Source organism: Haloarchaeobius sp. HME9146, from assembly GCF_025399835.1.
Taxonomy (GTDB): Archaea; Halobacteriota; Halobacteria; order Halobacteriales; family Natrialbaceae; genus Haloarchaeobius.
The window spans coordinates 484,660-503,467 of the sequence record NZ_JAODVR010000001.1; the positions used below are offsets into that span (position 1 = coordinate 484,660).

At 64.5% G+C, this 18,808-nt stretch carries 20 protein-coding genes; 9 read left to right on the forward strand and 11 right to left on the reverse strand.

The window, feature by feature from the left end; translation table 11 throughout:
* The 4 genes from N6C22_RS02470 to N6C22_RS02485 all read right to left on the reverse strand — a co-directional run bounded on the left by N6C22_RS02470 (nucleotide 1) and on the right by N6C22_RS02485 (nucleotide 3,782).
* Nucleotides 1–270 carry a hypothetical protein gene (locus N6C22_RS02470; protein ID WP_261649152.1) on the reverse strand — a complete coding sequence of 90 codons (270 nt, stop codon included), beginning with the start codon at nucleotides 268–270 and terminating at the stop codon, nucleotides 1–3.
* Nucleotides 271–657: 387 nt separating this feature from the next.
* Nucleotides 658–2,010: a twin-arginine translocation signal domain-containing protein gene (locus tag N6C22_RS02475; protein ID WP_261649153.1), complete on the reverse strand. Its 1,353-nt coding sequence runs from the start codon at nucleotides 2,008–2,010 to the stop codon at nucleotides 658–660.
* Nucleotides 2,011–2,180: 170 nt separating this feature from the next.
* Nucleotides 2,181–2,327 (reverse strand): hypothetical protein, encoded by a 147-nt coding sequence (locus N6C22_RS02480; RefSeq protein ID WP_261649154.1) that lies wholly within the window; start codon nucleotides 2,325–2,327, stop codon nucleotides 2,181–2,183.
* Between the two features lie 78 nt (nucleotides 2,328–2,405).
* On the reverse strand, nucleotides 2,406–3,782 hold the full coding sequence (locus N6C22_RS02485) for a hypothetical protein (protein ID WP_261649155.1): 1,377 nt from the start codon (nucleotides 3,780–3,782) through the stop codon (nucleotides 2,406–2,408).
* 325 nt (nucleotides 3,783–4,107) lie between these two features.
* Between N6C22_RS02485 and N6C22_RS02490 the strand changes: the two genes are divergently transcribed.
* The 3 genes from N6C22_RS02490 to N6C22_RS02500 all read left to right on the forward strand — a co-directional run bounded on the left by N6C22_RS02490 (nucleotide 4,108) and on the right by N6C22_RS02500 (nucleotide 7,825).
* Complete coding sequence (locus tag N6C22_RS02490) at nucleotides 4,108–4,926, forward strand: winged helix-turn-helix domain-containing protein (protein ID WP_261649157.1); 819 nt, start codon at nucleotides 4,108–4,110, stop codon at nucleotides 4,924–4,926.
* A 79-nt stretch (nucleotides 4,927–5,005) separates the two neighbouring features.
* The gene (uvrB, locus tag N6C22_RS02495) at nucleotides 5,006–7,072 is read left to right on the forward strand and encodes an excinuclease ABC subunit UvrB (RefSeq protein WP_261649159.1); all 2,067 of its coding nucleotides are present in this window, start codon (nucleotides 5,006–5,008) and stop codon (nucleotides 7,070–7,072) included.
* A 45-nt stretch (nucleotides 7,073–7,117) separates the two neighbouring features.
* A complete protein-coding gene (locus tag N6C22_RS02500; protein WP_261649160.1) occupies nucleotides 7,118–7,825 on the forward strand; it encodes a DUF4013 domain-containing protein in 708 nt (235 codons plus the stop codon).
* Nucleotides 7,826–7,860: 35 nt separating this feature from the next.
* Here N6C22_RS02500 and N6C22_RS02505 read toward each other — a convergent pair whose 3' ends face one another.
* The 4 genes from N6C22_RS02505 to N6C22_RS02520 all read right to left on the reverse strand — a co-directional run bounded on the left by N6C22_RS02505 (nucleotide 7,861) and on the right by N6C22_RS02520 (nucleotide 10,339).
* Nucleotides 7,861–8,079 carry a hypothetical protein gene (locus tag N6C22_RS02505; protein WP_261649161.1) on the reverse strand — a complete coding sequence of 73 codons (219 nt, stop codon included), beginning with the start codon at nucleotides 8,077–8,079 and terminating at the stop codon, nucleotides 7,861–7,863.
* A gap of 122 nt (nucleotides 8,080–8,201) precedes the next feature.
* A complete protein-coding gene (locus N6C22_RS02510) occupies nucleotides 8,202–8,417 on the reverse strand; it encodes a hypothetical protein (RefSeq protein ID WP_261649162.1) in 216 nt (71 codons plus the stop codon).
* A gap of 329 nt (nucleotides 8,418–8,746) precedes the next feature.
* Nucleotides 8,747–9,184: a universal stress protein gene (locus N6C22_RS02515; protein WP_261649163.1), complete on the reverse strand. Its 438-nt coding sequence runs from the start codon at nucleotides 9,182–9,184 to the stop codon at nucleotides 8,747–8,749.
* A gap of 39 nt (nucleotides 9,185–9,223) precedes the next feature.
* Nucleotides 9,224–10,339: a sulfite exporter TauE/SafE family protein gene (locus tag N6C22_RS02520; RefSeq protein ID WP_261649164.1), complete on the reverse strand. Its 1,116-nt coding sequence runs from the start codon at nucleotides 10,337–10,339 to the stop codon at nucleotides 9,224–9,226.
* A 290-nt stretch (nucleotides 10,340–10,629) separates the two neighbouring features.
* Here N6C22_RS02520 and N6C22_RS02525 point away from each other — a divergent pair, with 290 nt between their 5' ends.
* Nucleotides 10,630–10,761, forward strand: coding sequence for a hypothetical protein (locus N6C22_RS02525; RefSeq protein ID WP_261649165.1), 132 nt, complete (start codon nucleotides 10,630–10,632; stop codon nucleotides 10,759–10,761).
* Between the two features lie 10 nt (nucleotides 10,762–10,771).
* Here N6C22_RS02525 and N6C22_RS02530 read toward each other — a convergent pair whose 3' ends face one another.
* The gene (locus N6C22_RS02530) at nucleotides 10,772–11,254 is read right to left on the reverse strand and encodes an acyl-CoA thioesterase (RefSeq protein WP_261649166.1); all 483 of its coding nucleotides are present in this window, start codon (nucleotides 11,252–11,254) and stop codon (nucleotides 10,772–10,774) included.
* 201 nt (nucleotides 11,255–11,455) lie between these two features.
* On the opposite strand from N6C22_RS02530, the gene nhaC reads away from it, so the two are divergent.
* Nucleotides 11,456–12,916, forward strand: coding sequence for a Na+/H+ antiporter NhaC (gene nhaC, locus N6C22_RS02535; protein ID WP_261649168.1), 1,461 nt, complete (start codon nucleotides 11,456–11,458; stop codon nucleotides 12,914–12,916).
* A 23-nt stretch (nucleotides 12,917–12,939) separates the two neighbouring features.
* Here nhaC and N6C22_RS02540 read toward each other — a convergent pair whose 3' ends face one another.
* Both N6C22_RS02540 and N6C22_RS02545 read right to left on the reverse strand, forming a co-directional pair.
* The gene (locus N6C22_RS02540; protein WP_261649169.1) at nucleotides 12,940–14,172 is read right to left on the reverse strand and encodes a putative manganese transporter; all 1,233 of its coding nucleotides are present in this window, start codon (nucleotides 14,170–14,172) and stop codon (nucleotides 12,940–12,942) included.
* A gap of 157 nt (nucleotides 14,173–14,329) precedes the next feature.
* Nucleotides 14,330–16,099 carry an excinuclease ABC subunit C gene (locus N6C22_RS02545; RefSeq protein WP_261649171.1) on the reverse strand — a complete coding sequence of 590 codons (1,770 nt, stop codon included), beginning with the start codon at nucleotides 16,097–16,099 and terminating at the stop codon, nucleotides 14,330–14,332.
* 117 nt (nucleotides 16,100–16,216) lie between these two features.
* Here N6C22_RS02545 and N6C22_RS02550 point away from each other — a divergent pair, with 117 nt between their 5' ends.
* From N6C22_RS02550 to N6C22_RS02565, 4 genes are all read left to right on the forward strand, one after another.
* On the forward strand, nucleotides 16,217–16,522 hold the full coding sequence (locus N6C22_RS02550; RefSeq protein ID WP_261649172.1) for a hypothetical protein: 306 nt from the start codon (nucleotides 16,217–16,219) through the stop codon (nucleotides 16,520–16,522).
* A 54-nt stretch (nucleotides 16,523–16,576) separates the two neighbouring features.
* The gene (locus N6C22_RS02555; RefSeq protein ID WP_261649173.1) at nucleotides 16,577–16,840 is read left to right on the forward strand and encodes a hypothetical protein; all 264 of its coding nucleotides are present in this window, start codon (nucleotides 16,577–16,579) and stop codon (nucleotides 16,838–16,840) included.
* Between the two features lie 104 nt (nucleotides 16,841–16,944).
* The gene (locus N6C22_RS02560; protein ID WP_261649174.1) at nucleotides 16,945–17,910 is read left to right on the forward strand and encodes an ABC transporter ATP-binding protein; all 966 of its coding nucleotides are present in this window, start codon (nucleotides 16,945–16,947) and stop codon (nucleotides 17,908–17,910) included.
* The gene (locus N6C22_RS02565) at nucleotides 17,907–18,740 is read left to right on the forward strand and encodes an ABC transporter permease (protein WP_261649175.1); all 834 of its coding nucleotides are present in this window, start codon (nucleotides 17,907–17,909) and stop codon (nucleotides 18,738–18,740) included. The genes N6C22_RS02560 and N6C22_RS02565 overlap by 4 nt, the downstream gene beginning before the upstream one ends.
* Nucleotides 18,741–18,808 lie beyond the last annotated feature (68 nt).

Sequence of the window (18,808 nt, forward strand, 5' to 3'; positions counted from 1 at the left end):
TCAGACGCCCGCGAGCGTGCTGCGGTACTCGTGAATCTTCTCGATTGCCTCGTCGATTTTCGCCTCGACCTCGCCACCTTCCGCGTCGGCGACATCCTTGAGGATGCGCTCGTGCTTCGCGAGACGGCCGTGGTCCGGGCCGCGGTCGGACTCGGCGTGCTTGGCGAACTGGTCGGCCTGTGTCTGGAGTCGTTCTTTCGACTCTCCGGAGGCGGCGTCGGCGGCTTCTCGCAGCAGGGCACTGGCGGACTGGAGTGCGTCTCGTACCATGTTCCCTGATACGTCGGCGAGTGGATAATCGTTTGTGGTGGTGGTACGGTTCGCCGTGGTCGGTGACGGGGATTTGGCTGATGGTCTGTGGTTCGGGTGACGTGCGTGGAATCAGTAGTCGACTCCGGTGACCGAGCAACAGCTTCGGAACCGCCCCGGCATCTTCGAGTACACCCACGCCGGCGACGGCAGGACAGGGACTGGCTCACTTTCGCGTAGCGGGATGCTACAGTGCGATGGGAATGCTCGGAACAGGCAGGCTGCGCCTTGGTGACCGTTTATTCCTCCCACCTGATAAAAAGGGCCGGCCGGGGCGACTCACACGCCGTTCAGGTCAGACCAGCCGTTACGATGGCGGAGTGTGGGAACACCGAACTTCACGAATTCTCACTGACACCATGCAGCGAGATACCAATTCATATAGATTGAGTTTCTATCATTATTAGTGTCAGTACCATAACCATAGTCATCATCAGATGGATCTTCTATGAAGGCAGCCTCGTTTCTCGTTAGCATCATGTATTCGTAGGGCTTGCTACAGTCTAGGGCTTCTTGACTGGCGCCACTAGCGACGTGGCACTCATAATCATCCCGCCTGAGGTCCTCGTGTACAAAGTCGGATATCCATTTCACCCAACCACCATCATCTAACCTGCTCCTTCGGATGTCGACGTCAACGCCATCCGAAATGTATTTGGTTTTTGACGTTGTATACGTTATATCACTTAAGCTGACGGAAACCTCCTCGCTCGTAGTAACGGTTTCTCCGTCATTCTTTGGGTCAACTTCCCCCAACTCGTGTATGGTGAGATTATCCTCACCCGAGAGCTCCTTGTTCCAAAGGTGATCTACTTTCGAATAGTTGTTTTTCCAGTCCTCATCATAGCCGGCCCCAGGGTTGTCTCGATCTTGTGCATGTCCACATTTCTGCCACAACCTCGTTTGAATCTGGTATGGATCGTACTTCCCCCCGCTGTCCACATGGTACCTCCAAATATACAACGTTGCAGCGCCCCAGTCAGGGTCTTCTTCATCAACTTCGCTGTGATAGAACGGAGAGCCCATGTCCTGGGAGTAAACTCCTCCCATGGAACGTGAGGCATCATACCCTCGCCGGGATGGCGAGACCTCCAACTCTGCTGCGTATCTCTGAAGGCTCTCGTTGCTGATAGGCGTCACGCGCCCGGCCTTTCCTACGCCGTTCGGACGCATCGTGTCCACGCGGCCGTTCGGCTTGTGGACTTCGATCTCCGAGCCGTTCTTCTCTGCAAGCAGCTTTGCTCGCGCCATTGCACTGCCGTGAGCGGAGCTCGGATCGTTCTCTGCCAGTCCATAATACTGTCGCGGAACCCCGTCGTCGGTGACGGTGCTGACGTACGCAACGGTTGGGTTGGTTTTTTGATCTGCCCGTTTGATTCCACCCTTTACTCTCGGTGGCTCGCGTCCCCGGTCGATTGCCTCCTCGTGAACCCGGTCGGTAATATTCCGACGCCGTTGGGCTCCCACGGGGTTGTTAGGCGTCCCCTGGACGACGACGACCGGCGCACCGTTGTTGTTGAGTCCCAGGGGTGAATTGGCCTTCGTGGTGAGACCTTCGAAGGGGATGACCGTGGCCGCGGCGGCCCCGCCAGAGCCTTTCAGGAGGTCGCGTCTCGATACTCTCGACTCGCTGGTCGTGTTCGCCCGATTCTGCTGCGTCTCTTGCCCATGTCTACAGTGTGGGTCGTTCTCATCCGTCATGAGTATAGTTCACACATCTGGGCCTACAGTCATCTATGTATCTAGTTACCTGATAATTACTCGTCCTCGGTGGGTTGTAACTCTATTAGCAGGGGGACAGGTATGTTGTCCCTCTCGTAACGGATCTGATGCTGAACAGAGTGAACGGAGGGCAACCGATTCGGAACGGGCTACGAACCCCCGTCTCCTGCCGTGGTCGCCGTCGGGGCGTCGGTGGCGGGTATCGTCGTCTCCGGTGCGTCCGAGGTGCCCGAGCAGCCCGCCAGCCCGACGCTGACGGCGCCGAGAACCACGAGGAGGGCTGTGGCTCTGTGCATCGTCGACCGGGACTGAAGGAAAAAGATTGTAAATAATATTTTATTTCCGACATTCGGCGCGACCGCGGGACGGGCGAGCTAACAGCTGTTGTAGTACCAGTGGTACCAGTTCTCGCTGATGGACTCCTCGACGCCGAACCCGTTCTGGAACACGCCCTGGTACCAGGCGCGGAAGATGGTCGTGTCCTGGTTGCAGTACGGAGCGTTCTGCTTGGCGAGGCTCGAGGGCTTGAACGAGATGGTGTTCTCACGGACGTCCGAATTCTGTCCGCCGTCGACTTCCATCAGCAACCGTGCTTCCTCCTGGTCGTCGCTGGTCCGTGTGTCGTCGATGACCTTGAGGTTGGGCTGGGAGTACGAGTAACTCAGACCGACACTTCCCCCAAAGGAGTCAGACGAGATGTTCCCCGAGATGCTCACACTGCCCCCGTGGCTGCCTTCCTGGGTGCCGTGCGGTTCCCAGTCCAGGACTTGACACGTATGCGCTTCGGGGAAGTCACTGTAGCTGTGCTGATCGAGGCCCCAGTCGTGATGCACGATACCCGTCTCGTTGGCCCACCAGTTGTCGTGAAGTTGCGCGCCGGGGTTCATGGTGAACCGTTCGAGCAGTGCGTACCCCCACTCGTCAGAATAGGGGTCGTCTTCCTCGTACCGGTTCTGCGAGACGTACCACCGTGTCCAGGTCTCCCACCGTCCCCAGTCGTCGTGTTCTTTCTCGCGGATGTCGTCGTAGATCGGGTCCGACTCCATCCCCTCGGTGCTGACGGTCTCCGCCGTCTTCGCCCGGATGTCCTGGATGTTCTGGACGGTGGTCTGGTCGATGGTGGCGGTGGTGGTGCCATCGGCCACGAGAGACATCGGTTTGGCGCTCTTCCCAGCGCCAGCGTCCTTGCCGACGTCGTCGGGGCGGTGGGTGACGACCTCGCCGTTCGGCGTGTGGATTTCGAGAGTCGAGTCGTTCACCTTCGCGTACTCACGGCCGTACGCCATGGCCCGGCCGTGGATAGCCTGGGCGCTCTGGACTCCCGGCGCTCCATCCGTGGACGAGGTCTCGGCGGTGGACGCGATACCCTGGTAGCCCTGGACGGTGCCGTCAGGGGCGACCGCCGTGACGAACCCGACGAGCGGGTCGTCCGAGCCGTGTGCCGAGGCCGGATATCCATCGAGGGGGTCGTTACCCTTGTCGACGCGGTCCTGCCGGGTGACCGTCCGCGCTTGCGCTTGCTGCTGTGGCGTCACTGGATTCTGTGGCGTTCCCTGGAGGACGATGACGCGACTGCCCTTCCCGGGTGACCGACCCAGGGTCGGGCTGTCGGTCAGCTGGTTGAACGGTATCGCGCTGACCGCGCCGACTTTCCCCGCGCCTTCGAGGACGCTCCGACGCGAAACGCCGTCGGACTGGTCGTTCGAGTGCTGTTCGCCAGGCGACCTGTGTGGGTCAGTATCTCCTGACATTGCACTCGTCGGTTCGGTACAGGGGTGCATGATTGAACCGAGCAACCTGGGAAGTACGACGGTAAAATCTGGCCTAAAGTCCTTCTCTGTTTACTGCAAATGGCAATAACCGTTAGCTACTTTTTAGGTTCTCTGGTGGGTGCACAACGGTCTTGTGTCCCAAGCAACCTAGCTGAACGAACTCATTATTTTTACCTATCACCATCCATTATGGCCAAAAGTTTAATCACCATTGGTTATATTTTGCCGGTAGGGGGTGCATTGATTATTCTACCCTTGGTCGGCCCTCGAAACAGAGGTACTCGACTACCACACGGTACCACTCATGACTCAGTCCAACAACCGGACGCCGGATGACCAGACGGGTTCACCACACCCACCGTTCGAAGACATCGTCGTCTCGCTCTCCAAGACGGTGGACTTGCTCACGTCGCTTCGAGACGGTCCAGCCGGGAAGGCCGAACTCGCCAGTGAACTCGACGTCTCGAAGTCGACCGTGTACAACTGGACCACCGAGCTGGAAGACCTCGGCATCTGCGAACGGACTGCCGATGGCTACGCCATCACCCGGGTCGGCCGGGCACACCTGCGGCTGTACCGTGACTTCGCTGACCTCTCGCGGCGTGTCTACCGGGACGACGAGCTGCTCGACGAACTCCCCGAGGACTGTGTCCCACCCACGCCTGTCCTGATGGACACGACGGTGACCACGACCGAGCACGACCCCTACGCGCTCGCGGAGCAGTTCACGGCCGCCGTCCGTGATGCCGGCCATGTCTCGTGTCTCCTCCCGGCGGCGTGCTCGCCCATCCTCTCCGCGTTCTCCCGTCGACTCGACGCGGGTGGGTTCGACCTCGAACTCGTCGTCGAACCGCCCGTCTGTGAGTACGTCGAAACGACCCATCCCGAGTTCTGCCGGGCACTCGCCGACGCGGAGGGTTCGACCCTCGTCGAGACCACGGCCACGGTAGCGGTCGCACTCTGTGTCTACGACGGCGAGCCCTCGGGCTTCGTCCTCGCCACGTGCAACGACCACGGCTACCTGACCGGCGTCATCACGGCCGAATCCTCCGCCGCCCACGCCTGGGCGAGCGACTTCTACGACCGACACCGGGACGCCGGTGACCCGGTCGACCTGGTGTAGGGTCCTCACCAGCCCGCCGGTTCGACCCCGTCCGCCGAGCGCACCACTGATACTCCTCGCCCCCATAGCGAAGTCACGAATGAGCGACGCCAACTCCGGCCCCCTCTCACCGGACCGACCGGACGCCCAGAAACCGTTCCGGGTGGACGCCCCCTTCGAGCCGGCGGGCGACCAGCCCGAGGCCATCGCGGAACTGGTCGACGGCTACCAGTCCGGAATGCAGGAACAGACGCTGCTCGGGGTCACCGGGTCGGGTAAGACGAACACCGTCTCGTGGGTCGTCGAGGAGGTCCAGGAACCGACGCTGGTCATCGCGCACAACAAGACGCTGGCTGCCCAGCTCTACGAGGAGTTCAGGAACCTGTTCCCGGACAACGCGGTCGAGTACTTCGTGTCATATTATGATTACTACCAACCCGAGGCCTACGTCGAGCAGACTGACACCTACATCGACAAGGACGCCTCCATCAACGACGAGATCGACCGACTTCGCCACTCCGCGACCCGGTCGCTCCTGACGCGGGACGACGTCATCGTGGTCGCCTCCGTCTCGGCCATCTACGGGCTCGGTGACCCGCGGAACTACGTCGAGATGGCGATGCGCCTCGAGGTCGGCGACGAGATCGGTCGCGACGAGCTCCTCGGGCGGCTCGTCGACCTGAACTACGAGCGCAACGACGTGGACTTCACGCAGGGGACGTTCCGGGTGCGCGGCGACACCGTCGAGATATTCCCGATGTACGGTCGGTACGCGGTCCGCGTGGAACTCTGGGGCGACGAGATAGACCGGATGATGAAGATAGACACGATGCAGGGCGAGGTCAAGAGCGAGGAACCCGCCGTGCTGGTCCACCCGGCTGAGCACTACTCCATCCCGGAGGAGCGCCTCCAGAACGCGATGGACCAGATCCGCGACGACATGGCCGACCGGGTCCGCTACTTCGAGCGCCAGGGTGACGCCATCGCCGCCCAGCGCATCGAGGAGCGTACCACCTTCGACCTGGAGATGATGCAGGAGACGGGCTACTGTTCCGGTATCGAGAACTACTCGCTCTATCTGTCGGACCGCGAGGCAGGAGAAGCGCCCTACACCCTGCTCGACTACTTCCCCGACGACTTCCTCTGCGTCGTCGACGAGTCACACCAGACTCTGCCCCAGATAAAGGGCCAGTTCGCCGGCGACAAGTCCCGGAAGGACTCGCTCGTGGAGAACGGCTTCCGGCTTCCGACGGCGTACGACAACCGCCCGCTGACCTACGAGGAGTTCTTCGAGAAGACGGACAAACGTCTCTACGTCTCCGCGACGCCCGGCGACTACGAGCAGGAGAACTCGGAACGCATCGCCGAGCAGATCGTCCGGCCCACCCACCTCGTCGACCCGAAGGTCGAGGTCGCGCCCGCGACCGGGCAGGTCGACGACCTGATGGACCGCATCGACGAGCGCGTGGAACGCGACGAGCGCGTGCTGGTGACGACGCTCACCAAACGCATGGCCGAGGACCTCACAGAGTACCTGGAGGAGTCGGGCGTCAATGTCGCGTACATGCACGACGAGACGGACACGCTGGAGCGCCACGAACTCGTTCGGTCCCTTCGTCTGGGGGAAATCGACGTGCTCGTCGGCATCAACCTGCTGCGTGAGGGGCTGGACATCCCCGAGGTGAGCCTGGTGGCCATCCTCGACGCCGACCAGGAGGGCTTCCTGCGCTCGGAGACGATGCTCGTCCAGACGATGGGGCGGGCGGCCCGCAACGTCAACGGCGAGGTCGTCCTCTACGCCGACGACCCCTCGGACGCGATGGAGTCGGCCATCTCCGAGACCCAGCGCCGCCGGCGCATCCAGCAGGAGTACAACGAGGAGCACGGCTTCACGCCGACGACCATCGAGAAGGAGGTCGGCGAGACGAACCTGCCCGGCTCGAAGACAGACACCGGCGGCATCAGCAGTTCGGGCGAGCCAGAGGACGCCGAGGCCGCCGCCGCCCAGATTCAGCGCCTCGAAGAGCGCATGCAGGAGGCCGCCAACAACCTGGAATTCGAGCTCGCGGCGGACATCCGCGACCGCATTCGTGACCTCCGACAGGAGTTCGACGAACTCGAAGCGCAAGACGACGGCATCGAACCCGAGCCAGACCCCGACTTCTGACCGCAGGACCCAAAATGTTTTTTGTCGATACGTCGAGTGCGAAACGTGCTTGGTGAATCACTGAAGTTCCCCCTGCAAGGAGAAGAGTCGACGAAGACGGTCGCCATCGGTGGGCTGTTGAACCTCGTGGCGCTGTTCATCCCCATCATCCCGCAGCTGTTCATCTACGGCTACGCGCTGCGAGCGATGCGAGCCGGGCTGAACGGTGACCGGACAGCGCCCACGTTCAGCGACTGGGAAGGGTTGCTCAAAGAGGGCGCGCTCGTCTTCGGCGTGATGCTCATCTACGTCGGCATCCCCATCTTCCTGTTCGCCATCGTCGTCCCGATATTCGGTGGCTTCGCCATCGGCCTCGGGGGCGAGGCCGGCGGGAGTGCCGGCGCGGGTGCCGGCTCGATGGTCCTGTTCGCCCTCCTCGGCGTCGGGTTCCTCGTCACGTTCCTCGCGTACTACATGGTGCCGGCGGCGCTGGTCGGCCTCGCCGCCCGCGGTGAGTTCGGTGCCGCGTTCGACCTGCAGTCGGTCAAGCGCCTGGCGTTCAACAGCACCTACTTCGTCGGCATCGTCGTCTCGTTCTTCGTGTTGCTGTTCGGGAGCCTCCTGTCGATTCCGCTGTACATCATCCTGGTCGGCTTCGCGGTCCAGTTCATCCTCATCGCGGGCATCTTCAACTATCTCGGTCGGATTGCCCGCAAGGCCGCACCCGGGACCGACAGCCGGCAGCCCGAGGGCCGCCCGCAGACGAGCCTCTGAGGACAGGCGCGAGCGGAGAACAGACTGACGACCCCTCAGGGGTCGAGCTTCTTCTGGAGACGGCGGACACCGACGACCACGAAGCCGACGCTGCTGAGCGCGGCCACGACGAGCAACGGGAGCAGCCGCGACGAGTAGGCTGTGCCCTCGAGCGTCGACACGGCGGCGAAAAGCAGGGCCGCCCAGATAACCGCGTTCGCCACGATGAGGTCGTCGCCCTGGGTCCGGAACAGGCTGCTACGTTTGAATCCCATACACCTCTGACACCTGTCGCGACGATAATGGTATCGTGGCGACGCGGGGTGGTATCGTGGGGATGCGGGGTGGTATCGTGGGGTCGCGGGGTGGTATCGTGGGGATGCGGGGGAATCTGGGGTCAGTTCAGCACGTCGACCTCGTCCGTGAGGTCCTGCGGGTCGTCGATGGGGCCCCTGACGAACAGGCCGTGGCCGATGATGGCCGCGGCGACGAGGCCGGTGCTGACGATGGCCAGGGACATCGAGACCGTGGTGAGCGTCCCGATGCCGACGCCGGCGAGCATGCTGGACGCGACAGCCAGCAATACGAGGTCGTAGTACTGCCAGGTGTACATGTCTGGGCGTTGTGGACGTGGGTAGAAAGTGATTGGGCCTGATTCTATTCGGTTTTCTGTGTGTTTCGGTGGGAGGGTGATTTGGTGAGAGATGATTCAGTGGGAGGTGCTTCGGTGGCAAGTTCCGACGAGCAGTTCACTCGCGCTGGTGGCAGTGGAGACCGCACCCGCCCCGCACAGCACCACGCCCTCCCCAGCCGATTCCGATGCTCGGCCAGAGGCCTGCGCTTCTCATCCCTCGCGCGCTTTCGTCTGCAGTCTTCGCTGACGCTCAGACTGCCGACTGCACGCGCCACTCGGAGATACAGAAAACAGCTGCCAGCCAGCCCTTACTCCTGGTCCTCGCGCACCGTCATCACGGGCGCGGGGCACTGGCGGACGACCTTCTCGGCGACGCTCCCGATGAGGTAGTGGTCCAGCCCGGTCCGGCCGTGGGTCGCCATCACGACGAGGTCGATGGGGTTCTCGTCGACGTACTCGAGGATGGCGGTCTTGGGCACGCCTTCCCTGATGACCGTCTCGGTCCGCACGTCGTCGGGGAGGGCCGCTATCGTGGACTTGACGGCGGCCTCGGCGCGCTCGCGTTCGGTCTCCTCCCAGACGGCTGCCGAGATGCCGGCGCTGGGGCTCTCGAACCGGTTGCGGGTGTCGACCACGGAGAGGACGTGGACGGTGGCGTCGTAGTTCGAGGCGAGTTCGGCGGCGTGTTTCGCGGCCGCGCTGGTCCCGTCACTCCCGTCGGTCGGCAAGAGGATGTGCTCGTACATACTTAGGAATCGTCGGTGAATCCCTGAAAAAGCCCGGGATTAGAGCAGGCCGCTGAGAATGTCCAGCATCCCACTGCGGGCGATGATGAACAGTGCGAGCGCGATGATGCCGAACAGGATGCCGACGCCGTGTTTGATGGTCTCGGTGTCGAGGGCGGACGCGACGTAGGGCGCGATCTGGCCGCCGGTCACCGTCGCCGGAACCGTCCAGACGACCATGTTCCACGGCGTGCTCGCGATGTCGATGGAGTGTGCGCCGGGGACGAACGAGCCGCCGAAGACGTGGACGAGCGAGGCCAGGATGGCCGTCGAGGCGACGACGATGTGGTTGGTGCCGATGGCGACGCGGACCGGGATGGACGAGCGCAGCATCGAGATGATGCCGAGCTCACCGATACCGAAGCCGGCGAGGCCCTGGAAGACGCCACCGATGCTGTAGTTCGCGAAGCGCTCGGTGTACCCGGAGCGGTCGTAGGTGTAGTCCTCGCCGTCGCGGTCGACGCGGGTGACGATACCGTCGTCGTCGGTCTCGACGCCGGCCGGCCCGAGCTTGTCGTCGTCGTTCGGGAGCGCCGACCCGCCGTCGGCGGCGGTGGCGTGGTCATCGTCGTCGTCGGCCGCGCCGGGCTCTTCGTGGGCCAGGTCGGCCTTGAACAGCAAGAACGCGGCTGCCAGCAGGGCGATGCCCAGCAGCGTCTGGAACACCGCCTCGGGGATGAAGAAGGAGAGCACCGCGCCACCGACGACGAACGGGACTGCCCCGCCGACGAGGGTGAGCGCGAGTTTCCGGTCGACCAGCCCGTACTGGACGAACGCGAGCGCGGAGCTCGACAGGCCGAAGGACTCGCTGATGAGACCGACGGCGACGAGCGTCTGCGGTGTCAGCGTGGACCCGTCGATGAGCGGGAAGATGAAGATGAAGAAGGGCACGAACAGTGCCGAGCCGCTGATGCCGACCGTGTTCACGGTGGTCGCCCCAAGCACGAAGAACGGCAGGAGCCACCAGTATTCGAGCCAGTAGCTCGTGCCGCTCCCTTCCGTGGGAGCGAAGAAGAACACGCCGAGGATGAAGACCACGGGTGCCAGGAACACGAATACGTGCTGGTACTTTAGAAACGTCTTCTGGATGTTACTGTACGATGAGGACGAGCTCATGTGGTGGTTGAAGCCACGGTTTGGGAGTCAAGTATAAGAGCGTTACCTTCTCCCGAAAACCGGGTGTTTTCACCTGATTCTGTCCAGATTTCCGGTAGTTCGGTGTCGAATACTCGGCCGATATGTCGGGCGCGCATACGTCGTTGTCGTCTCGTGAAGGTCGAAACCACCCCGTAGCTGTATCCCTAATGTTTATTGGGTATGCACTGGTATGCGTATACGTAATGAGTTTTCGAGAGCGACCTCCCGAGAGAGAGCCAGGTCGATCCGTGCGCGAAGATGCCGATTCGATGGAGCCTCTCGAAGACCCACCCGAGCCCGTGCCCACAGGACTCGTCGGTCGGCTTCGGCACCACGTCCGGACCTGGCCACAGCGGTACATCGACATGCAAGTAGACGCGCTCAGCGGCTGGGCGCGCTGAGTCGGTCCTGTCAGGCGACGAGTGTGGTCCGCCGTTTCTCACGCCGTTCCAGTGCTGCCTCGTGGAGCGCCTGCTCCATCTCCGTCTCGCACGCGAGGTCGGGGACCGAGGTCGGGTCACCGTCTTCGCCGAGTGCGACCATCGTGAAGTAGGAGGTGGCGGTCTGTTCGTACTCGCCCTGTTCGGGGCGTTCGGAGCGTACCTCGACCTTGACGTCCATGCTCGAGTCGCCGGTCTCGAAGACGTAGGCGGTGACGACGACCACGTCACCGAGGTCTATCGCGCCCGTGAAATCCACGTGGTCCATCGCGGCCGTGACGACCTGCCGGCGGGCGAAGCGACGCGCAGCGATGGCGGCACAGATGTCCATCCAGTGCAGGATAGCGCCGCCCAGCGCGCGGCCCAGGTTGTTCGTGTCGTCGGGCATCAATATCTCGCTCATCTCGGTGTAGGACTCTGCGAGTGAGGCGGTGTCGGAGTCGTGTTTGTACATGTCCGAACCGCCGCTCCGGCGAACGATAAATCCAGTGGATTTTCCTTATCTCAAGTTGGGTTGTTCTACGGTCTGTGGTGCGGTATATCGCCCCGTGGGTGGGTCTCTCTTGCTGTTTCACTCTGGGAGACCTGTCTTTGTTCGATATCTTGTGGTAATACAACAACGGACTTTAATGCATACTGGGAATACACCCGGCCGATGACAGACCTCTCGTTCGAACCAATCACGTACGACGACATCCCGGCGGATCGACGCCCGTCGCTCGGTCAGGCGCTCGTCCCGCTGCTCGGGATGGTCGTGTTCCTGAGCATCGGCGCAATCGTCCTCGGCCTCGACCCCCACCTCCCGATCATCTGGGGCGCGGTTCTCACGGCGGCCGTCGGGCGCTACTGGCTCGGCATCTCCTGGGAGGAGCTGTTCGAGGGTATCGTCGACGGCATCCGGATGGGCATGCAGGCCATCCTCATCCTGTTCACCATCTACATGCTCATCGCCACCTGGACCTCGGCGGGGACCATCCCCGGGCTCATCTACTATGGGCTGGAGATACTGACGCCGACCGTGTTCCTGCCGGCGACGGCCGCGCTCGCGACCATCGTCGCGTTCTCCATCGGCTCCTCGTGGACCACCGCCGGCACCCTCGGCGTCGCGTTCATGGGCATCGGGGCGGGCCTCGGCGTCCCCGCGCCGATGACCGCCGGTGCCATCCTGACGGGTGCCTACACCGGCGACAAGATCTCGCCCCTCTCCGACACCACCAACCTCGCGGCCGCTGTCACGAACACGGACCTGATGGAGCACGTCCGGACGATGCGAGTCGGGACGGGCCTCGCGTTCGCCATCTCGCTCGTCCTCTACGCGGCACTCGGGCTCTCCGCGACGGGTGACATCCCGGCGGGCCGCATCGAGACCATCCAGTCGGCCATCGGTGGGAGCTACGCTATCTCGCCCCTCGTCTTCGTCCCGCTGCTGGTGACGTTCGCGCTCGCTCTCTACGGCTTCCCGGCGCTCCCGTCCCTCCTGTCGGGTGTGTTCGCGGGCGTGGGCACGACCATCGCGGTCCAGGGCGTCGGCTTCACCGCCGCCTGGGACATCGCCCAGAACGGAACCGACCCGGCGACCGGCTCCGAACTCGTCAACGGCCTGCTGGGCTCCAGCGGCCTGATGGGCTCGACGTGGACCATCACCATCGTCGTCGCAGCGCTCGCCCTCGGTGGCCTGCTCGAACGCACGGGCGTCATCGCGACCATCGCCCACCACATCGCAGGGTTCGTCAACAGCGTCACCAGCCTCACCCTGGGCACCGGCGTCGCGGCCATCTCGATGAACGTCCTCGCCGCCGAGCAGTACATGAGCATCGTCGTCCCCGGCATGACCCTGCGCGGGCTGTACGACGACTTCGACCTCGAATCCCGGAACCTCTCGCGCGCGGTCGAGGCCTCCGGGACGGTCACCTCGGCGCTCATCCCGTGGAACGCGGGCGGCGCGTACATGTGGAGCGTGCTGGGCGTCCACCCGTTCGAGTACGCCCCGTACTACTTCCTCGGCTTCCTCGCGCCGAGCATCCTGGCCATCATGGCCGTCACCGGCTGGCAGATAACGACGAAGGACGAGGCTCCTGCGGCCACGAAGGGCCGCGGCTCGCCGGCGGACGACTGACCCAAAAATTCTTTTTCGCCGCCTCAGAGCACGCCGAAGCCGAACTCCGGCAGCCCAAGCACCGGCCCCCAGACGAGGTGCAGGGCCACCCCGACCACGATGGCCGGGACGGTCGTGTAGATACTGGCGACGATGGCGGCCTTCTTGTCGATGGCGATGAGCGGGAACAGCGCGTCGCCGTCCTGGCTGATGGCGTTCGCCGTCAGCGCCGAGAACGGGATGCCGCCGTTGGCGTACACGCCCGCGAGCACGATCTGGGGCCCACAGCCCGGAATCAAACCGACCGCGGCACCCGCGATGGGTGCGATGACCCCGGCGGCCTGTGCCGCCGCTGCGATGTCGGCACCCGTCACGAGCAGGAAGTACTCGTACAGCAGGTACGCGGCGATGACCCAGACCGTGACGAAGCTGGTCTCCATCGCGGCGTGCTGGAACGTGTCGTATGCGTTCTCGAACGATTCCTTGGCACGGCCAACGTGGCCTTCGCCGATGTAGTGCCGGCCGACGAAGTACAGGTAGAACGACAGCGTCGTCCCGAGCAGACCGACCACGGTGAACAGGCCGTCGAAGCCGAGCCCAAGCGTCAACGACACGTCGGGTGCGCCGCGGACCAGGTAGGTGACGCCGAGGACGACCGCGGCCAGCGCGGCGACCCACCAGACGATGTGGGCAACGTGCGACAGCGGCGTCAGGACGGGCGAGTGCCGGTCCGGTCCGAGTTCGTGGGCGTGGGTCGGGCAGTCACAGCCGTAGTCGTGCGCCGGGTTGGGCGTGACGGTGCTGCGGCGGCCGACCACCGCGGTCCCACCGTCGGTCGTCGCCGGGTTCAGCCGGGCGACCGCGGCGTCGACCCGACTCACGCCGAACCCGACCGTGTCGACGAGGTAGCCGAAGACGACCGCCACGGCGAAGGCGATTCCGTAGGCCCACAACGCAGCCTCGGGTGCCAGCACGAGGATGACGAAGGCGGCGTCGCCCGCGGTCGCGATGAGCGTCGCGACGACGGTCCCGAACGAGACCGTCCCCCGGATGTACAGCGGCATCATGACGATGGCACCGCCACAGCCGGGCGTGAGGCCCATGAGCGCGCCGAACAGCGGCTGGAGGCGCTCGTTCTCTTCTATCTTCGTGAGCAGCGCGCCGCCGGTCCGGTACTGGATGAGCCCGAACAGGACGACGGTGATGGCGACGAACGCCGACACCTGCACGTAGCCGTCGCGCAGGGACGCGAGCGTCACGTCGAGGTACTCGTTCATGGCCGATTTCTCCTGTTTTCAAAACCCGCAGAACCGAATTTAGACGCATCTAACAATTTCATTGCTCCTTACCAGAACTACGCTGAGCGAGTTCTAATAGATGCCGGTGAGCGTGCAAGCCGGCCGTGGCGAGCCGGGTGTCACCGACCGTGACTGGTCACTCCCCGCCGAGTGCCCGGTGGATGGACTCGGCGGTCTTCGCGCCGACGCCCTCTACCGACTGCAGTTCGTCGAGGCTCGCCTCGCGGACGTTCTCGACGCTGCCGAACCGACGCAGGAGTCGCTTTCGGGTCTCCGGCCCGACCCCGTCGACCCCATCCAGGACCGTCTCGACCGAGTCCCGCAGGGTCTGGTGGTACTGCACCGCGAACCGGTGGGACTCGTCGCGCACGCGCTGGAGCAGGTGGAGGTGCGGGGCTTCGTCGGCCCAGTCGTAGCTGCGGTCGGGCGTGACGACCTGCTCCTCTTGCTTGGCGAGCGCGATGGCTGGCACGTCCCAGCCGACTTCTTCAAGAGCGTCCAGTGCGGCGTCGAGCTGGCCTTGTCCGCCGTCGATGAGCAGGAGATCCGGGTCGGGCCGGTCGTCCCGCCCCTCGACTGCTCTGGTGGCGCGCCACCGCAGCAGGGCGCGCATGTTGGCGTAGTCGTCGTTCTCCTCGGTGAGCTTCTTGCGGCGGTAGTCAGATTTCTGGGGCGAGCCGTCGACGAAGGTGACGTTCGAGCCGACGACCGCCTTCCCCTGGGCGTGGCTCACGTCGAAGCCCTCGATTCGGGAGACACGGTCGAGCCCGAGGGCGTCCGCGAGTGCCGCCGATTCGTCCCGGCGGCCGACGTTCCGGCGGGCGTTCTTCAGCGCGAGTTCGACCAGCTTGGCCTCGCGGCCCGCGCCGGGAACCCGGACTGCGACCCCTTCGGCGTCGAGCCACGCCGCGACCTCCTCGTCGCCGTGGTGTTCGGGGAGGAGCACCGCGTCGGGGAGCCGGCGCTCGGCGTAGAACTGCACGAGGAACGCCGCGAGGACGGCCGGGATGGTGTCGCGCTCGTCGGCCGTCTCCTCGTCGCTCGCGACCTCGGGCGCGTCCAGCGTGTGGCGGTCGCGCTCGACCAGTTGCCCACCCTCGGCGTGGAGCCGGGCGACCGTCGCGTCCGTCCCCTGGATGGCTACCCCGAGCACGTCGACGCTGCGCTCGTCGCTCTGCCCGCTGACGGCCTCGCCGCCGCCCCCGTGGAAGGAGTCGACCACGCTGAGGCGGTCCCGGAGGTTCGCGGCGCGCTCGAAGTTCTGGTCGGCGGCGGCGGCTTCCATCTCGGTTCGGAGAGGGTCAGCCAGCACGCCCGTCTCGCCGGCGAAGAACCGTTTCACGGACTCCACGTCGCCGAGGTAGTCCGGCTCCGATATCTCGGCGGTGCAGGGGGCGGTACACAGCCCCATCTCGAAGTCGAGACAGGGGCGGTCCCGGTTGGCGAACTTGTGGTCCGAGCAGCCCCGTACCCCGAACGTCTCCCGGAGCGCCTTGACCACGGTCTCGACCCGGCCCTTGTCGGTGTAGGGGCCGTAGACCGTCGCCTCCTCGCCGGGGTCGCGGGTCACCTCGATGCGGGGGAACTCGTGGTTCGTGAGTTGTACGAGGGGGTAGGACTTGTCGTCCTTCAGCCGGACGTTGTACCGCGGCTGGTGTCGCTTGATGAGGTTCGCTTCGAGGAGCAGCGCCTGCGTCTCGGTGTCCGTGACGGCCACGTCGAGGTCGTCGGCGCGGTCGACCATCCGCCGGATGCGGGCCGAGCGCGGGTCGGCGTACGACCGGACCCTCGCCCTGAGGTCGACTGCCTTCCCGACGTACAGGGTGGTGTCGCCCTCCAGGAACTGGTAGACGCCCGGCTCGGTCGGGAGGTCGGCGGCACGGTCTCGGAGCCTCGCCGGGTCCATGCTGGTCGCGCTAGGGCGCGGGCCCAAATGGGGGTTTCGTTGGTGGCTCGACTCCGTCCCCGGCTTGGTCCATAAGGGCTACTCGCTATCCCCGTCGCAGATTTATAATGATTCGTCATGCAACTCGGGAACCTCGAAGCGTACCTCGAAACAGAACTGCAGTACCCCGTCGACCTCGATTCGGTCCTCGACCACATCGGTTCGACCGAGGTCGAAGCGCCCGACACGACCGGGTCCGAGACCATCGAGACCATCCTCCGCCCACTCGGCACGGACACCTACAACTCGGCGACGGAACTGCTGGAGACCATCCTCGGGAACCTGAGCGACGAGTACATCGGCCGGAAGTTCTACGACGACCGCGGCGGGAACCAGCTGGAGGTCAAGATGGGCCCGACCGACGAAGCGGACGTCTCCTTCTGAGGGTTTCCGTCGGGTGCGGCAGATACAAACCCGCGCCGGCACAACTCGCCAGCTATGACCGACACGGTCCAGTGCTGGCTGGTCGAGCGGACCTTCGACGACCGGAACCTCGTGACAATCGTGTACGCGACGCCCGACGGCGAGCGCTATCTCCAACAGGAGCGCTCGGCGAACTCACTCACCCGGAACCCCGTCACAGCCGGCAAGGATGTCCCGGCAGAGAATCTCGAAGCGACGGAAGACGAGGCGACCCGCGAACGCTACGAGAAGGAGGCGACGCGGACCGCGGAGCAGTACGACGAAGACGAAGCTATCTGATATTTGGCTGTTCTCGGAACTGGCTGAAACCTCTATTCGAGCACTGAGTCGCGTGCTACGACACATCAGTGTATCTCTAAATACTTGTCGGCTGTAGTATGCGTATGGTTCCTGCGATTGAACTTTCTGGAGTCACGAAGCGATTCGGCGAGGACGTCGTCGCGCTCAGTGACCTCGACCTCCGGGTCGAGGAGGGGGAGATATTCGGTTTCCTCGGCCCGAACGGGGCCGGGAAGTCGACGACCATCGACATGCTGCTCGACTACATCCGTCCCACAGAAGGGACCGTCACCGTCCTCGGGATGGACGCCCAGGTCGACAGCATGTCGGTCCGCCAGCGCGTGGGCGTCCTGCCCGACGCCTACCACGTGTACGACCGGCTCACCGGCCGCCAGCACGTCCAGTTCGCCATCGACTCGAAGGGCGCGTCGGACGACCCGATGGCGCTCCTGGAACGGGTCGGCATCGCCGAGGCCGCCGACCGGAAGGCCGGCGGCTACTCGAAGGGGATGAAGCAGCGGCTCGTCCTCGCGATGGCCCTCGTCGGTGAGCCCGACCTGCTCATCCTCGACGAGCCCACCACCGGGCTGGACCCCAATGGCGCTCGCGAGATGCGCGAGATCATCCGCGCCGAGTCCGCCCGGGGTGCGACCGTGTTCTTCTCCAGCCACATCCTGGAGCAGGTCGAGGCCGTCTGTGACCGCGTCGCCATCCTCAACAAGGGCGAACTCGTCGCGGTCGACACCATCGAGAACCTCCGCGCCAGCATGGGCGGCGGGTCCACGCTCACCGTCACGGTCGAGGGCGAACTCTCCGACCGGGCGCTCGACACCGTCGAGCACCTCCCGGGCGTGACTTCGGTCACCGCGTCGGGCTCGACGCTCACCGTCGCCTGTGACACCGGCGCGAAGACGGCCGTCCTCGACGCCATCGAGTCGACCGGCCTCGCCGTCACCGACTTCGCCACCGACCAGACCTCGCTGGAGGACCTGTTCATGAGCTTCACCGCCGACGCCCCGGCGACCGAAGCCGAACTTCGGACCGACGGCGACGGGGAGGTGCGCGCATGAGCTTCACCGTCGTCGCCCGGAAGGACTTCGCGGACGCCCGCCGCTCACGGGCGCTCTGGTTCCTGACGGCACTGTTCGTGCTGTTCGCGGGCGTCATGGCGTACGCCTACGCCACGCTCGACATCCCGATTACCGTGGGTACGGAGACCTACGAGGGCTCGACGCTCGGACTGGTGTTCTTCCTCGTCGCCCCGGCCTCGCTGTTCATCTCGATAACCGCCGTGGTCATCGCGAACAAGGCAATCGCCGGCGAGCGCGAGTCCGGCCAGATGAAGCTCGCCCTCGGCCTGCCGAACTCCCGGTTCGACTTCGTCCTCGGGAAGGTCGTCGGCCGCGCCGCGGTCCTGCTGGCCGCGGTCGTCATCGGCTTCGTCGTCTCGCTCGGCGTGGTCGTCGCGACGCTCGGTGAACTCGCGCTCGTCCCGTTCGCGACGTTCCTCGGCGTGACCGTCGTGTACGCGCTGGTGTACGTCTCGCTGGTCGTCGCGCTCTCGTCGATGTTCGCGTCGGCCGGCCAGGCGACCTCGGCCGCGGTCGGTCTCTGGTTCCTCCTGGAGGTCCTCTGGGACGTCGTGCCGCTGGGTCTGTACTGGGTCGTCAACGGCTTCTCACTGGACGGGCAGCCCCCGCAATGGATCGGCGGTATCGCCGGCCTCTCGCCGTCGACGGCGTACAACACCGCGCTCACCGCGGTGATGCCCAACGTCAGCCCGATCGCACAGGGCGACGCGTTCTACCTCCAGCCCTGGTTCGGGCTCGTGGTGCTCGCGTTCTGGCTGGTCGTCCCGCTCGCGCTCGGTGCGTGGCGGTTCAACAGCGTCGACCTCTGAGCCGGTTCCCGTTTCCAGTTCAGTGTTCGGGCCTGCGGTCGAATTTTATTACGCCGGTTTTCGTATTT

What these genes read in the sequence shown, in the direction of transcription:
- N6C22_RS02470 (WP_261649152.1), bottom strand. Translation starts at nt 270, where the DNA reads ATGGTACGAGACGCACTCCAGTCCGCCAGTGCCCTGCTGCGAGAAGCC.
- N6C22_RS02475 (WP_261649153.1), bottom strand. Translation starts at nt 2,010, where the DNA reads ATGACGGATGAGAACGACCCACACTGTAGACATGGGCAAGAGACGCAG.
- N6C22_RS02480 (WP_261649154.1), bottom strand. Translation starts at nt 2,327, where the DNA reads ATGCACAGAGCCACAGCCCTCCTCGTGGTTCTCGGCGCCGTCAGCGTC.
- N6C22_RS02485 (WP_261649155.1), bottom strand. Translation starts at nt 3,782, where the DNA reads ATGTCAGGAGATACTGACCCACACAGGTCGCCTGGCGAACAGCACTCG.
- N6C22_RS02490 (WP_261649157.1), top strand. Translation starts at nt 4,108, where the DNA reads ATGACTCAGTCCAACAACCGGACGCCGGATGACCAGACGGGTTCACCA.
- uvrB (WP_261649159.1), top strand. Translation starts at nt 5,006, where the DNA reads ATGAGCGACGCCAACTCCGGCCCCCTCTCACCGGACCGACCGGACGCC.
- N6C22_RS02505 (WP_261649161.1), bottom strand. Translation starts at nt 8,079, where the DNA reads ATGGGATTCAAACGTAGCAGCCTGTTCCGGACCCAGGGCGACGACCTC.
- N6C22_RS02510 (WP_261649162.1), bottom strand. Translation starts at nt 8,417, where the DNA reads ATGTACACCTGGCAGTACTACGACCTCGTATTGCTGGCTGTCGCGTCC.
- N6C22_RS02515 (WP_261649163.1), bottom strand. Translation starts at nt 9,184, where the DNA reads ATGTACGAGCACATCCTCTTGCCGACCGACGGGAGTGACGGGACCAGC.
- N6C22_RS02520 (WP_261649164.1), bottom strand. Translation starts at nt 10,339, where the DNA reads ATGAGCTCGTCCTCATCGTACAGTAACATCCAGAAGACGTTTCTAAAG.
- N6C22_RS02525 (WP_261649165.1), top strand. Translation starts at nt 10,630, where the DNA reads ATGGAGCCTCTCGAAGACCCACCCGAGCCCGTGCCCACAGGACTCGTC.
- N6C22_RS02530 (WP_261649166.1), bottom strand. Translation starts at nt 11,254, where the DNA reads ATGTACAAACACGACTCCGACACCGCCTCACTCGCAGAGTCCTACACC.
- nhaC (WP_261649168.1), top strand. Translation starts at nt 11,456, where the DNA reads ATGACAGACCTCTCGTTCGAACCAATCACGTACGACGACATCCCGGCG.
- N6C22_RS02540 (WP_261649169.1), bottom strand. Translation starts at nt 14,172, where the DNA reads ATGAACGAGTACCTCGACGTGACGCTCGCGTCCCTGCGCGACGGCTAC.
- N6C22_RS02545 (WP_261649171.1), bottom strand. Translation starts at nt 16,099, where the DNA reads ATGGACCCGGCGAGGCTCCGAGACCGTGCCGCCGACCTCCCGACCGAG.
- N6C22_RS02550 (WP_261649172.1), top strand. Translation starts at nt 16,217, where the DNA reads ATGCAACTCGGGAACCTCGAAGCGTACCTCGAAACAGAACTGCAGTAC.
- N6C22_RS02555 (WP_261649173.1), top strand. Translation starts at nt 16,577, where the DNA reads ATGACCGACACGGTCCAGTGCTGGCTGGTCGAGCGGACCTTCGACGAC.
- N6C22_RS02560 (WP_261649174.1), top strand. Translation starts at nt 16,945, where the DNA reads ATGGTTCCTGCGATTGAACTTTCTGGAGTCACGAAGCGATTCGGCGAG.
- N6C22_RS02565 (WP_261649175.1), top strand. Translation starts at nt 17,907, where the DNA reads ATGAGCTTCACCGTCGTCGCCCGGAAGGACTTCGCGGACGCCCGCCGC.